Consider the following 13,318-nt stretch of genomic DNA (forward strand, 5'->3'; position numbering starts at 1 on the left):
AAAGAAAATATAAGCACATGAAATTCATAACGTCCATTTATGTATTATCCGTAGCAGGAGCTTCGCTTGCCTTGGCTTCATGCAGTGCATCCGGTGACTATCCTGGTACTGAGTATGCGTCTCAGATGTATCATTCTGTTGCATATGAGCCCTTAACCCAAATCAAAAGCGAGGACGCAGGCCAATGGCTGTCAAATCGGGAGGATGGCAAGGGAGAGTTTTTTAATAGCAACCCTCATAATCCACACGGAATGAATATGCGGGAGCCTGTAGCCAATACCGTTCCAAGGAATAAAAACGGTATTCTGCCTTACCGGCTCAGAGTAGCTGATCTTGAAGGAGCCGCGTTGGTTGAGAACCCTGTAGAGTTAACGGACGAGGTGCTGGCAGAAGGAGGCCAATTGTACCTGCAGTATTGTTCAGCCTGCCATGGTGCTCAAGGAGAGGGTGATGGTAAGGTAGGTGAGGTTATCGGTGGTGTAGCTAACTTAAAGGGAGGCGCTTATAAGGTATTGCCCGAGGGGCATATTTTCCATGTGATCACTCACGGAAAAGGTAGGATGGGAGCCCATGGTTCTCAGATGTCCATCGAACGCAGATGGAAAATCGTGCACTATGTTAAACAAGAAATTCAGAAATAATAATGGCACAAGTTACAAACTATAATCTTGATCAAAAATTTGATTTTAGCGATGCGATCAGGAAAACCGTCATTATGGTCGGTTTGGCAGGAGCTGTTTTGCTTGTGATCGGCATTTTGGCAGGTATCTTTGGAGGCCACGGACATGGTGACGAAGCTTCAGGGCATGCGTTTCACTGGTCACAACGGTTGTGGGCTAATTTGTGGATCAACAATGTGTATTTCACAGGTATTGCCATCATTGGCGTATTTTTCTTTGCCATTCAGTACGCTGCACAGGCGGGTTGGTCTGCTCCATTGGTACGGATTATGATCTCTTTCGGTCATTGGCTTCCGATAGCCGCTATATTGATGATCGTTACCTTTTTCGTCGCTAGCCATGACCTGTTCCACTGGACCCACAGCTACGTGTATGATAAAGCCGATGCGGCCAATTACGACCGAATAATTGATGGTAAGGGAAGTTTCTTCTATTGGCCCATGGAAAAAGGCTCTTTTCCGATATTTTATATTGTGAGAATGGTTGTTTTCTTCGGTTTTTGGGTTTTCTTCTTTAACAAGTTGAAATCGCTATCAAATCAAGAGGATATCAACGGGGGAGATAAATATTGGTTTCAAATCCGAAAATGGGCGGCCATATTTTTAGTGTTCTTTGCAGTTTCCTCTTCTATAAGTGCTTGGGATTGGGTTATGTCAATCGACACCCACTGGTTTTCTACCTTGTTCGGATGGTATGTTTTTGCTTCTTGGTTTGTAGCCGGGCTTTCTGCGATCACCCTTGTGACGCTCTTTTTGAAGGATCTAGGATACTTACCTATGGTAAATCAAAACCATATTCATGACCTCGGAAAATTTGTATTTGCATTTTCTATTTTTTGGACTTACATCTGGTTTTCTCAGTTTTTGTTAATCTACTATGCAAACATTCCTGAAGAGTCGGTTTACTTTCTTGAAAGATTGTCAAGTGATGTGTATGGTGGGTTTATTTTTGTAAATATCATTCTAAACTTTGTTCTTCCGTTCTTGGTTTTAATGACAAGAGATTCCAAGAGGCATGGTGTATTTCTAAAGCTGGTGTGTACACTGATCTTATTTGGACATTGGTTGGATTTCTTCTTGATGGTTCAGCCTGGAACTTTGGGACACAATGGCGGATTAGGGTTTATGGAAATAGGAATGCTTTTGGTTTATGCTGCTGGGTTTACGCTGGTCGTTCTCACTAATCTAGCCAAAACAAGGCTTGTCGCCAAAAACCACCCTATGTTGGAGGAAAGTCTCCATCATCACATTTAAATCTTCTCCGAAAAAACGATTATTATGTACGGATTTCTTATTACTATAGGTGTTGTTCTTCTGCTGTCTGTTATTTGGATGGTATTTAGGGTGCAGACGCTCATTTCTGTCGCAAAGGGAACAGAAGGTAAATTTACAGGGAATACCAATAAGGTGAATGCCTTCTTGATGATGGTCTTTTTAATTGGTACAGGTATCTTAATGTTTTGGTATTCTATAAAAGAGTTCGATAATTATCAATTGCCTGTAGCCTCTGAGCATGGCGTGGTAACGGATCAGCTTTTCTGGATCACCATGGCAGTGACTGGTTTCATTTTTATTCTTACTCATATCCTTTTGTTTTGGTTTAGTTACAAGTATCAATACAATGAGAAGAAGCGGGCTACCTATTACCCAGATAATAACAAACTGGAAATTATTTGGACACTTGTTCCAGCGGTCGTTTTGACCGTTTTGGTTATCTCTGGCTGGAAGGCTTGGACTGACATTACTTCTCCGGCGCCAGAGGGAGCCCATGAAGTAGAACTGATGGGTTACCAGTTTGCTTGGGAGGTGAGGTATCCTGGAAAGGATGGTATTTTAGGCGATTACGATTATCGGTTGATCAACGCAACGAATTCTAGAGGAATAGATTTCACTGATCAAAACTCCCGAGATGATTTTCCATCTCAGTCTGTAGTGATTCCTAAAGGTGAACCGGTTTTATTTAAGATTCGTGCGAGGGACGTATTGCATTCAGTTTTTGCTCCCCACATGAGATTGAAAATGGATGCAGTTCCGGGAATGCCCACCCGATTTTGGTTTGTACCTACCAAGACAACAGCAGAAATGCGAGCGGAACTCGGAGATGAAGAATTTGAATATGAAATAGCCTGTACGGAGGTATGTGGCAGCGGCCATTTTTCAATGAAACGGATAATCACCGTGGTTGAGCCGGACGAATATAGACAGTGGTTCAATGAGCAACGAACCTTTGTAGACGCTAATCCCAGTTTGGTGGTAGAAACTTCTGCCCCAGATCAGTTAGCGGTGGAAACTTCATCAGTTGAAAGTAAGTAATATTAAATAACAAGAATATGGCGGTAGCTAACGTATCAGCGCATAGTGTTTCTACACATGACGATCATCATGACCATGAGCACTCAGACAGCTTCATAACGAAATACATCTTTACGACTGACCATAAGATGATCGGTAAACAGTTCTTGATTACCGGGATATTTTGGGCTTTGATAGGTGGATTTCTTTCTATTCTCTTTAGGCTTCAGCTAGGCTTTCCGGATTTAAACTTGGAATTTCTGCGTCCGCTTTTAGGAGGATGGATTACGGAGACAGGTCAGTTAGACCCAAATTTCTACTTGGCACTGGTGACGATGCATGGAACCATCATGGTGTTTTTTGTATTGACTGCCGGACTGAGTGGTACTTTTTCTAATTTCCTGATACCCCTCCAAATAGGTGCACGGGATATGGCTTCCGGCTTTATGAACATGTTGTCCTATTGGTTCTTTTTTCTCTCCGGTGTATTGATGTTTATATCCTTGTTCATAGAGACCGGCCCGGCCTCGGGTGGATGGGTGGTTTATCCGCCTCTTTCAGCACTCGAACAAGCCATGCCCGGTTCAGGTCTTGGGATGACACTTTGGTTGGTAGCGATGGTGTTCTTCATTGCTTCTCAGCTTTTGGGCGGTATTAATTACATTACGACGGTCATTAATTTGCGGACGAAAGGAATGTCCTTTTCCAGGCTTCCATTGACCGTGTGGGCGTTTTTCCTCACAGCGGTAATTGGATTACTTTCCTTCCCTGTGTTGTTTTCTGCTGCTTTGTTATTGGTCTTTGACAGAAGTTTCGGAACCAGTTTCTATCTCTCAGACATTTATATCGGTGGTGAGGCGTTGCCCAATACGGGTGGAAGTGCTGTATTATACCAGCATTTATTCTGGTTTTTGGGTCACCCTGAGGTGTATATCGTTCTTTTGCCTGCATTGGGCATAACCTCCGAGGTGATTGCTACCAATGCGAGGAAGCCGATCTTTGGATATAAGGCAATGATCATTTCCATGTTAGGCATCACGATTTTATCTTTTGTCGTTTGGGCTCATCACATGTTTGTCTCTGGGATGAACCCTTTCCTAGGGTCTATCTTCATGTTCCTGACGCTGATTATTGCGGTTCCTTCAGCGGTTAAGGTATTTAATTACCTTACTACGCTCTGGAAGGGCAATCTTCGATTTACTACGGGGATGATGTTCTCAATAGGATTGGTTTCATTTTTCATATCAGGCGGACTTACCGGTATTTTCTTGGGCAATTCAGCGATTGATATCCAGTTACACGATACCTACTTTGTGGTAGCACACTTTCACTTGGTGATGGGTTCAGCCTCTTTCTTTGGTTTGATGGCAGGGGTATATCATTGGTTCCCTAAGATGTTTGGTAGAATGATGGACGAGAAATTGGGTTCAGTACATTTCTGGTTAACCTTCGTAGGTGTGTACATGGTTTTCTTTCCAATGCATTACATTGGAATAGCCGGGTTCCCTAGAAGATATTACAGTTGGTCTACCTTTTCCTTCTCCGACATGTACACCGATTTGAACATGTTCGTTTCGGCGGCGGCTATAATCACCTTTGCGGCGCAGTTCATTTTCTTGTTTAATTTCTTCTATAGCATGTATAGAGGAAGAAAGGCGTCACTTAATCCTTGGCAATCAAATACCTTGGAATGGACCACACCTTTGCATCCAGGACACGGAAACTGGCCCGGAGAGATTCCTGCGGTTTATCGGTGGCCTTATGATTACTCTAAGCCAGGTGCAAAGGAGGATTTTATTCCTCAAACTGTGCCACTATCGGCTACACCTGAGTCCAATCTACCCCATGAAGAGCGTTTGGTGAAGTTGGAGAGGGAAATCATAGCGGAGGAGGAGAATGTGTTGGTAGCACATGAAAGTAAAGGCAGCCATTAACTTCAAATGTTGATCTTTTTGGCTTTGGGTATTAATTCTAAGCCAAAACAGCACATCAGTAGAAGTGATTTATTTGGGAGCTGGGTGATTCTTTATGTTTTTCCCAGCTCCCGTAGTTGTAACAATGAATAGGCTATTTCCCGGTCGAATTTGGGTCATATATCCTTTCCTGAGTTAAGGCAGGTTCCTGATGAAGTGGTCTTGTTCCGTTCTTCATCAATGGTCTGTTCGCATGTCACATTCATTTCGCAAGGTTTCGTGTGATTTAATTGCCTCGATAAAAATGAACAGTGTAAATATATCTGATAGTACATTCTGGAGTTTACTGTCCGTCAGGCTTAGGGCTTATTCGGATCTTTTAAAATTCAGGCTCTCAGCCTTGGTCACCTTTTCTGCTGTTTTCGGGTTTGTACTTGGCCATTCGGCTCCTGGTTTTTCTTGGGCTGGTTTGATAGGGTTGATCGTAGGCGGATTTTTGATCAGTGGGGCGTCCGGTTCGGCGAATGAAATTTTAGAGAGGGACTTGGACCGCCTTATGAAACGAACCCAATCAAGGCCACTGCCCATGAATTTGATTTCCTTGCAGGAAGCCCAGTGGTTTACGATTATTACGGCTGTGGTTGGGGTTCTCACATTGTGGGCATTTACCAATCCCCTTACTACCTATTTGGGTATACTCAGTATGGTATTGTATATTTTCGTTTACACACCTCTTAAGCGTGTAGGCCCTATTGCGGTTTTGGTTGGGGCTATCCCCGGTGCGATGCCTCCGCTATTGGGTTGGACTGCGGCTACAGGGGCGGTAACCTACGAAGCATTGATTATCTTTGGCATTCAGTTTATCTGGCAATTTCCACATTTCTGGGCGATCGCTTGGGTCAGCGATGAAGATTATAAACGCGCGGGGTTTAAATTGTTACCCTCCGGCGGAGGTAAAGATTTAAATACGGCTATACAAATAATGGTGTACACGCTGTTTCTCTTGCCTTTAGGTCTATTGCCAACCTACTTTGGATTGACCGGGCTAAATTCAGGGATTGTAGCTACTATATGTGGGGTATTGTTTTTGGCTCAAACCTTCTCGCTGATGCGTGATTGCTCCAGGAAATCTGCACTCAAGATTATGTTCGGATCATTCCTGTATTTGCCGATTGTTCAAATAGCCTATTTACTAGATAAGGTAGGGTAATGGAAGAGAAACTAGCATTTATAGAAGAGGCGGAGCAACCGCTTTCGATGCATCCCAAGAAATTTGCCTTGTGGCTTTTTATCGTTACCGTAGTGATGATTTTTGCGTCGATGACTTCAGCCTATATTGTCAGACAGGCAGAAGGCAATTGGCTGGAGTTTGATCTACCGGATATTTTGTGGTATACCTCGGGTGTTATCGTGCTTAGTAGTATTAGCCTTCATTGGGCTTATATAGCTGCCAAGAAGGACTCTTTTGATCAGCTAAAGGCGGCGTTGGTTATTACATCGGTTTTGGGGCTTATTTTTCTGGTAGGACAATGGTACAGCTGGGTAGCGTTGGTAGACAGGGACGTTTATTTCGTGGGCAATCCCTCCGGCTCGTTCCTGTATATTTTCACTGGCTTGCATGCATTACATTTGATCAGTGGTGTGATATTTCTAATTATTGTATTAATTTCGTCCTTTAGATATCAGGTGCACTCCAGGAATCTGCCGCAGATGGAAATGTGCGTCACTTATTGGCATTTTCTGGGTGGGCTTTGGTTGTATTTGTTTATGTTTCTTCTTCTGAATCATTAATTATTTAATAAACGTTACATTATGTCTTCGACTGCTATAGAAATCAACTCAAAACGAGGTGTATGGGGAGGTGGGAATGAACCATTGAAAGCTAGTTATGGGAAACTCATGATGTGGTTTTTCCTGCTTTCTGATATATTCACTTTTGGTGCTTTTTTGATTACGTATGGTGCTATCCGAATGAGTTATCCGGCTTATGAGGGAGCATCAGCGGACTTCGTTAGTTCCAATGAATATTGGCCCATTCCCGAGATGATCTTTGATGCGATTCCGTTTGTACACGGGGGGCATTTTCCGTTGGTGTTTGTTGGTTTAATGACGTTTATTTTGATTCTCAGCTCCGTGACGATGGTATTGGCGGTAGAAGCAGGGCACAGAAATGATCGGAATGATGTTACAAAGTGGCTATTGTGGACGTTGTTGGGTGGGGCGACGTTTCTTAGCTGTCAGGCTTGGGAGTGGACGCACTTTATACATGGAACAGATGAAGGGAGTTTGCTTACTTACGTTAATTCACTGAGCAATGTTGTCTCCGAGACGGTGCATGGGGCAAATTTGGTGGTAAATGAGTATGGTCCAGCGCCTTTTGCCCAATTGTTCTTTTTTATCACTGGATTCCATGGCTTTCACGTAACAGTTGGTGTATTTTTGCTTTTTCTTGCTTTCTATCAGTCCGCAGTAGGCATTTACGAGCAGAGAGGGCACTATGAGATGGTAGAGAAGATCGGTTTGTATTGGCATTTTGTAGACCTTGTTTGGGTATTTGTGTTTACCTTTTTCTATTTGATTTAACGATTAACGAATTTATACTATGGCTTCACAAGAGAATAAAAGAACCCTTGAGGTAATCCCGAGAGACAACGCCAAGATCAAAAAGATCTGGATGACAGCGCTCTTGTTGTTCATTATTACAGCAGTAGAATTCTTGTTTGCATTTACCATGCCTCGGGGCATCCTGCTTTACGTGATATTTATTGTACTAACGATCGTAAAGGCCTATTACATTATGATGGAATTTATGCACTTGGGTGAGGAAGCGAAGCCCTTGTTTTATTCAATCATCGTACCCTTGATTTTCTTGGTTTGGTTGGTAATCGCATTGATGAGAGAAGGAGCCGATATCCTGGACATGCGTTGGTAGGCCGATTTAGGATTTTCTAAAATAATTTAGCAGGTTGGGGTGACTCTTCAACCTGTTTTTTGTTTATATGGTGTATGAAGGCACAGCTTGTTGCCAATTGACGTGTGTACAGGTTTAGAAAGGGAATAAGCAAGCGAAAGCCGCAAGAAATGGGAGAATGGATTTCCTATTACGCGGCTTTCCCCTCTGACCGGAGCACCTAATGATGTTAACTTGGAATAAATGAAAGGATTGAGGTTTTTACAGATTTTGGTATTGTTGTGTATATTGATGATACCTATATTGATTATCTTGTTTTTGAAGGGGTTTTCCACGAATACCTATTCTATCCCGATATTTTATGAGAATGGAGTGGAGGATCCATACGATGATTGTAACTACACTTCGACAGGGCAGCATGTGATTCCGGATTTTACGTTTGTGGATCAAGATTCCCTAGCTAAGGGTAGGAAGGAAATGGAAGGAAAGATTACCATTGTGGATTTCTTTTTTACCAGTTGTCCAAGTATCTGTCCCGTGATGTCTAAGGAAATGGAGCGGGTGCAGGATGCCTTTCGAGATGAGCCGTTGTTTCAGATTTATTCGATTTCCATAGATCCGGACCATGATTCACCGGAAGTGTTGTCACGGTATGCTGCACAGCACGGTGCAAAGGAAGGAAGGTGGTTTTTCTTGACAGGTCCCCGTGAACAAACCTATGAATTGGCTCGTTGTGGATTTGTTTTGCCAACAGTTGATGGTGGCACGAGTCCAGATGATTTTGTTCATTCCGATAAGTTTGTTCTTGTAGATGAATTAGGACGAATAAGGGGATACTATAGTGGAACGAATAGAGAGGGAGTGGACGAACTAATATTGGAAACAAAAGTCTTATTATATGGGAAGTAGTAAAATAACTTATACGTCAGGTAGTGAATCGGTAATTCTCCGTTGGATCACTGCCATTTCAGTGGCTGTACCGGTTGTGGTAGCATTGTTGCTATTTATGCCTTCAAAGGTGGATGTAGGTGCTGATTGGGTATATTTTTTACCTCACCTAAACGCGGTGATTAATACGGCTGCAACTTTTGCATTACTTTCAGGGGTTGTCTTCATTAAGCGTGGGAATATCGGTCTGCATAAGGCGGCAATGACGGTGGCTTTTGTCTTAGGAGCTATCTTTTTAGTATCCTATGTGGTGTATCATGCGGCTGCGGAGAGCACTTCCTTTGGTGGAGAGGGTTGGATTAGGCCTGTATATTACTTTTTGTTGATTACCCATATTGTGTTGGCTGCGGTAGCTTTGTTTCCCATTTTATTGGCGTACTATTATGGATATGCTGACAAGTTGGAAAAACACCGCAAAATCGTCAAATTTGCATTTCCGATCTGGCTCTATGTGACAGTGACCGGTGTGGTCGTGTATTTGATGATCAGCCCTTATTATGTCCATTAAACCTATTGCCTAATTAACTCGTTGAAGTATACATGAAGCTTTTAATTCGATCTATTTCTTTGTTGTTGTTTCTTATGGCAGCATATTTGCCTAATGTTAGTGCACAATGTGCGATGTGCAGGGCCACCATCGAGAACAATGTAAGCAGTGGAGACACGACCGTTGGGGCCGGTCTTAATATGGGTATTCTGTACCTTTTTGCAGCTCCCTATCTCTTAGCGATGATAATCGGATACTTTTGGTATAGAAATGCCAAAATGAAGAAGCGAGCTGCGTATTGAGTGAGTGATAAAAAGATAAAATGAAAAGCAAAGCCTACCTAGCGCTTTGCTTTTTGGTTTAAGGGTTATGCTGAAGCGATTAAGGATTGTCATCATTGTCTCAATTCTACTTTTAGGGGTAGTGCTGGCGATAAATTTTGTATTGAGCGGTGATGGTGGAGAAGCCGAATACTCGAAGGCGCTGGAAGATAAGATGGGCGAGGTAATTCGGGATTTTGACGAGGATTACATACAGCTACTCATGAACAATCGGCCGGATAAGCAGGTGAGTTTTCTGACGCTAAATTCGGAAACCAAGCATGCATTTTATCTTTTTTCCTTAGATGGAGAGCTGGTTTACTGGTCAGATATTACCATGATACCTTCTTTTCAAGATTTTTTGACCAACCGGAAATATCAGCTTGTTGAAAATAAAAAGGGTGTTTATTTTTCCAAGCTCCGCAAATTAAACAGGAATTCGGTTGAATATTGGGTACTTCAGGTGTATCCGCTTATAGACCACGTTGAGATTGAAAATGAATACCTTCAGGCAGGTATCAATCAGGACGTTTTTGGAAATGATCGGTTTATTTTATCTGAGGATATTTTAGAGGGATACACCAAAATAACCTATGGCAGTGAGTACTTATATTCTGTTTTTTTTCGTGTTGGGTATGAATCGGCCGGTCATTCAGGCAATTCAACGCTACTGATCTTTTTCTTTTCTCTTTTGGGCTTGGTGGCTTTATTGGGTGGCAGTTTCCTTAGGACACTCTGGGTGAGAGGGCACCGACTGACAGCCACTTTCTACACAGCGCTGATCTTCGCAACGATCCGTTTATTAATGCTCTTTTTCAGTTTTCCGCAAGGTTTTTTTGAAACCGAGTTATTCAGTCCAAGTCAGTATGCCTCTTCTGCCCTTAACCCTAGCCTTGGAGACCTTTTCCTAAACGTGGTTTGTGTCGCTACGGTATTGATGATGCTCTTCATCCATTGGGGGACCAAAAGAGTGTTGGTCTCTTTTCGGATGTTTCGTCAGCAGTTATCCGAGTTTTGGGTTTTTGTCCTCGCCCTGCTTTTGAGTATGCTGTGCTTGGGGCTTTTTTTTGCGCTCTATTTGGATATTGTTCAAAACTCTCAGTGGAATATCAATATTCATTCGCTGCCAAACTTTAACATGCTAACTGGCATTAGTTTGGTAATTATATTTATTGGTGGGATGATTTATTTTTTGTTTACGATCATTTCCCTCAATATGGTATTGTACAAAGGGATGGTAGGGAAAAAGGCCGCATTGAATACGCTTCTTTATCTCTCTATTCCGATTTCCGCTTACCTTTTTTTTATGGACAGGGAATTTTTGATTGCTTTTTTGGGCCATTTTATATTAGTAGCGACTATTATAGGCCTGCAATTATACAAGAAGGTGTTTCACATCGGACTGGAGGCGTTTCTGACCTTTTTCTTTGGATGCTTGATCGGCGCGGTGATTATTGGCGCGGCATCATATCACCATACCCGCATGCAATCGGTACAAACTAAGCGGAGTTTTGCCGATTATGTGATGCTGGAGGATGACATAATGGGTAATTACCTGTTAGGAGAAGTCATTGAAAACATTGGAAGTGATCTTTTTATCAAAAGCAGGATGGCAGATCCCTCGCTTTCCAAAGACCCAGTAGAACAAAAGATCAAGAAAATATACCTTACAAATTACCTAGATAATTTCGTGTCTGTGGTGCGGGTATTTAACCGATCGGGTGAGAGTCTGACCCATAGGGAATCAAGTCTGTCGTTAGATGAATACCGAAGCCAGTATATGAATAGTGACTTTTCTACACCGGTAAGGAACCTGTATTATGTAAAAGGGACGCAGTCAGGAAGTCCGAATAAGTTTGTCGCATTTATCAGTATGTACCGGGAGGCGAATTTTCTTGGTACGATCATGTTGGAACTCACGCAGCAGCGGATCATGGACAATAGCGTGTTCCCAAAGCTACTGGTAGACAAAAAGTACGCTTCTAATTCAAATGATCGGTGGTTGGATTATGCGGTTTTTGACGGTGAGGTTTTACAGTTTAGTTCGGGGGTATTCAATTACCGGCTGGAGGAGTTAGAAGGTATGCTCACAAACCCGAAATTATATACTTCTGGAATTGTTTTACAGGGGTATCACCACCTAGCTATACAGGGAGAAGGTAAGGTAGTGGTCGTTTCCTCTCCTGTATATTCACCACATTATGCCTATGCAGACGTAGCCATGTTTTTTGTAGTCTTTTTGTTGCTCACCCTGTTGTCAGTACTTGTGTACACTGTTTTTTTTAGTTTAGACCGTTTCAAATTTAACTATGCAACCAAACTACAATTCTACCTGAATTTCGCTTTCTTTTTCCCCATGATCGTAATCAGTGTGGTTGCGGTTGGCTTTCTTAGTAGATCTTATATCGAAGACCTCCATCGTCAATATTTTGATAAAGCATTGGTTATTCGAGATAATTTGGCTAAAATTTTAGAAGTTCCGGCTTCAGATCCGCTGGATCGGGATGAATTGATCGATGCGATCTATGCATTGGCATCGGCGACTAATACCGATGCAAATATCTACATGCCAACCGGGAGATTATTGGCCAGTAATCAGCCGAGGATTTTTGAAAAAATGATCCTCTCTGATTACATCAATCCACACGCCTATCAGGCGATTATTGAATCGCAAAATAGCCAAATTCTGCTTCAGGAAAAGGTAGGTAATCTGAGTTATAAGACGGTTTATCTGGGGATTAGGGACACCGAAGGTCAACAGATACAGCGTGTGATTGCCATACCTTTCTTTGAGTCGGAGGAAGAACTCAATGAGCTTATAGCAGACGTGATTAGCAATATATTGATCATTTTTATGGTAATGTTTATCGTCTTTTTGACCATATCCTATATCATATCCAAACACCTGACCCTTCCTTTTAAACTGCTTACCCAAAAGCTGAAGGTTACCAATCTGGAAAGTAATGAATACATGCATTGGCCTGCAAAGGATGAAATTGGGCTCTTGGTGAGTGAGTACAACAATATGCTGTCTAAGTTAGAGGCCAGTAAAAAAGTGTTGGCCTCCAATGAAAAGGAATCAGCCTGGAGGGAAATGGCCAAACAGGTAGCCCATGAAATTAAAAATCCACTTACTCCCATGAAACTCACCCTTCAGCACTTGCTCCGGCTACAAGCTGAAGGACGTCTGGACGACCCGGATAAACTGGAGAAGCCGATAAAGACACTTATTCACCAAGTAGATGTGTTGAGTGATATTGCCACCTCTTTTTCCACATTTGCTAAAATGCCCCTTCCGGAGACCGAAAGGATGGATATTAGAAAGGTGGTCCATGAAGTAGTCGAGTTGTATGCCAATAGGGAAGATATAAGGTTTAGCTTTGTGGATCGGGTGCCTAAGGAGATTCCGGTTACAATTATGGGAGATTCCAAATTGTTTGGAAGGGTAATTTCCAACCTCATCATAAATGGAATTCAGGCAGTAGAGAAATCCCGGATCCCCGAAATATGCGTTGAGCTAGATCAATATGACCAAGAGGTAATAGTTGAAGTAAAGGATAATGGAAAAGGTGTTCCGGAGGAGCTGAAAAATAAAATCTTTTTACCAAATTTCAGTACTAAGTCCGAAGGCTCCGGATTGGGTCTTGCCATTGCGAAGCGAGGAGTAGAGACAGCCGGGGGGCGCGTATGGTTCAAGACCAAGGCCGGAGAAGGTACCTCTTTTTTCTTGGCATTTCCGCTTCTGACTTAATATCAGGATAATCCGTC

General features: G+C 42.5%; 12 protein-coding genes. All 12 read left to right on the forward strand.

Annotated features, from left to right (window positions below):
* The first annotated feature begins 17 nt into the window (after positions 1-17).
* The 12 genes from IAQ59_RS09925 (at position 18) to IAQ59_RS09980 (ending at position 13,301) form a co-directional block, all read left to right on the forward strand.
* Positions 18-641: a c-type cytochrome gene (locus tag IAQ59_RS09925; protein ID WP_209330653.1), complete on the forward strand. Its 624-nt coding sequence runs from the start codon at positions 18-20 to the stop codon at positions 639-641.
* 2 nt (positions 642-643) lie between these two features.
* Entirely contained in the window at positions 644-1,933 is a 1,290-nt protein-coding gene (locus tag IAQ59_RS09930; RefSeq protein WP_209330654.1) for a quinol:cytochrome C oxidoreductase, read from the forward strand.
* 24 nt (positions 1,934-1,957) lie between these two features.
* Complete coding sequence (locus IAQ59_RS09935) at positions 1,958-2,992, forward strand: cytochrome c oxidase subunit II (RefSeq protein WP_209330655.1); 1,035 nt, start codon at positions 1,958-1,960, stop codon at positions 2,990-2,992.
* 17 nt (positions 2,993-3,009) lie between these two features.
* Positions 3,010-4,905 (forward strand): cytochrome c oxidase subunit I, encoded by a 1,896-nt coding sequence (locus tag IAQ59_RS09940; protein WP_209330656.1) that lies wholly within the window; start codon positions 3,010-3,012, stop codon positions 4,903-4,905.
* 283 nt (positions 4,906-5,188) lie between these two features.
* Positions 5,189-6,094: a heme o synthase gene (cyoE, locus tag IAQ59_RS09945; protein ID WP_209330657.1), complete on the forward strand. Its 906-nt coding sequence runs from the start codon at positions 5,189-5,191 to the stop codon at positions 6,092-6,094.
* Complete coding sequence (locus IAQ59_RS09950; protein ID WP_209330658.1) at positions 6,094-6,675, forward strand: cytochrome c oxidase subunit 3; 582 nt, start codon at positions 6,094-6,096, stop codon at positions 6,673-6,675. The genes cyoE and IAQ59_RS09950 overlap by 1 nt, the downstream gene beginning before the upstream one ends.
* A gap of 21 nt (positions 6,676-6,696) precedes the next feature.
* A complete protein-coding gene (locus tag IAQ59_RS09955; protein WP_209330659.1) occupies positions 6,697-7,467 on the forward strand; it encodes a cytochrome c oxidase subunit 3 in 771 nt (256 codons plus the stop codon).
* Positions 7,468-7,486: 19 nt separating this feature from the next.
* Positions 7,487-7,816, forward strand: coding sequence for a cytochrome C oxidase subunit IV family protein (locus IAQ59_RS09960; protein WP_209330660.1), 330 nt, complete (start codon positions 7,487-7,489; stop codon positions 7,814-7,816).
* 222 nt (positions 7,817-8,038) lie between these two features.
* Complete coding sequence (locus IAQ59_RS09965) at positions 8,039-8,704, forward strand: SCO family protein (RefSeq protein WP_209330661.1); 666 nt, start codon at positions 8,039-8,041, stop codon at positions 8,702-8,704.
* Complete coding sequence (locus IAQ59_RS09970; protein ID WP_209330662.1) at positions 8,694-9,251, forward strand: DUF420 domain-containing protein; 558 nt, start codon at positions 8,694-8,696, stop codon at positions 9,249-9,251. Before IAQ59_RS09965 ends, IAQ59_RS09970 begins: the two co-directional genes overlap by 11 nt.
* Before the next feature lie 74 nt (positions 9,252-9,325).
* The gene (locus IAQ59_RS09975; protein WP_209330852.1) at positions 9,326-9,532 is read left to right on the forward strand and encodes a hypothetical protein; all 207 of its coding nucleotides are present in this window, start codon (positions 9,326-9,328) and stop codon (positions 9,530-9,532) included.
* A gap of 67 nt (positions 9,533-9,599) precedes the next feature.
* Positions 9,600-13,301 (forward strand): sensor histidine kinase, encoded by a 3,702-nt coding sequence (locus IAQ59_RS09980; protein WP_209330663.1) that lies wholly within the window; start codon positions 9,600-9,602, stop codon positions 13,299-13,301.
* Positions 13,302-13,318: the final 17 nt, after the last annotated feature.

Origin of the sequence: Lunatimonas salinarum, assembly GCF_017811155.1 — a bacterium.
GTDB classification, from domain to species: Bacteria; Bacteroidota; Bacteroidia; order Cytophagales; family Cyclobacteriaceae; genus Lunatimonas; species Lunatimonas salinarum.

Bases quoted from the DNA above. Each gene is read 5' to 3' on its own strand.
- IAQ59_RS09925 (WP_209330653.1), top strand. From the start codon at position 18: ATGAAATTCATAACGTCCATTTATGTATTATCCGTAGCAGGAGCTTCG.
- IAQ59_RS09930 (WP_209330654.1), top strand. From the start codon at position 644: ATGGCACAAGTTACAAACTATAATCTTGATCAAAAATTTGATTTTAGC.
- IAQ59_RS09935 (WP_209330655.1), top strand. From the start codon at position 1,958: ATGTACGGATTTCTTATTACTATAGGTGTTGTTCTTCTGCTGTCTGTT.
- IAQ59_RS09940 (WP_209330656.1), top strand. From the start codon at position 3,010: ATGGCGGTAGCTAACGTATCAGCGCATAGTGTTTCTACACATGACGAT.
- cyoE (WP_209330657.1), top strand. From the start codon at position 5,189: ATGAACAGTGTAAATATATCTGATAGTACATTCTGGAGTTTACTGTCC.
- IAQ59_RS09950 (WP_209330658.1), top strand. From the start codon at position 6,094: ATGGAAGAGAAACTAGCATTTATAGAAGAGGCGGAGCAACCGCTTTCG.
- IAQ59_RS09955 (WP_209330659.1), top strand. From the start codon at position 6,697: ATGTCTTCGACTGCTATAGAAATCAACTCAAAACGAGGTGTATGGGGA.
- IAQ59_RS09960 (WP_209330660.1), top strand. From the start codon at position 7,487: ATGGCTTCACAAGAGAATAAAAGAACCCTTGAGGTAATCCCGAGAGAC.
- IAQ59_RS09965 (WP_209330661.1), top strand. From the start codon at position 8,039: ATGAAAGGATTGAGGTTTTTACAGATTTTGGTATTGTTGTGTATATTG.
- IAQ59_RS09970 (WP_209330662.1), top strand. From the start codon at position 8,694: ATGGGAAGTAGTAAAATAACTTATACGTCAGGTAGTGAATCGGTAATT.
- IAQ59_RS09975 (WP_209330852.1), top strand. From the start codon at position 9,326: ATGGCAGCATATTTGCCTAATGTTAGTGCACAATGTGCGATGTGCAGG.
- IAQ59_RS09980 (WP_209330663.1), top strand. From the start codon at position 9,600: ATGCTGAAGCGATTAAGGATTGTCATCATTGTCTCAATTCTACTTTTA.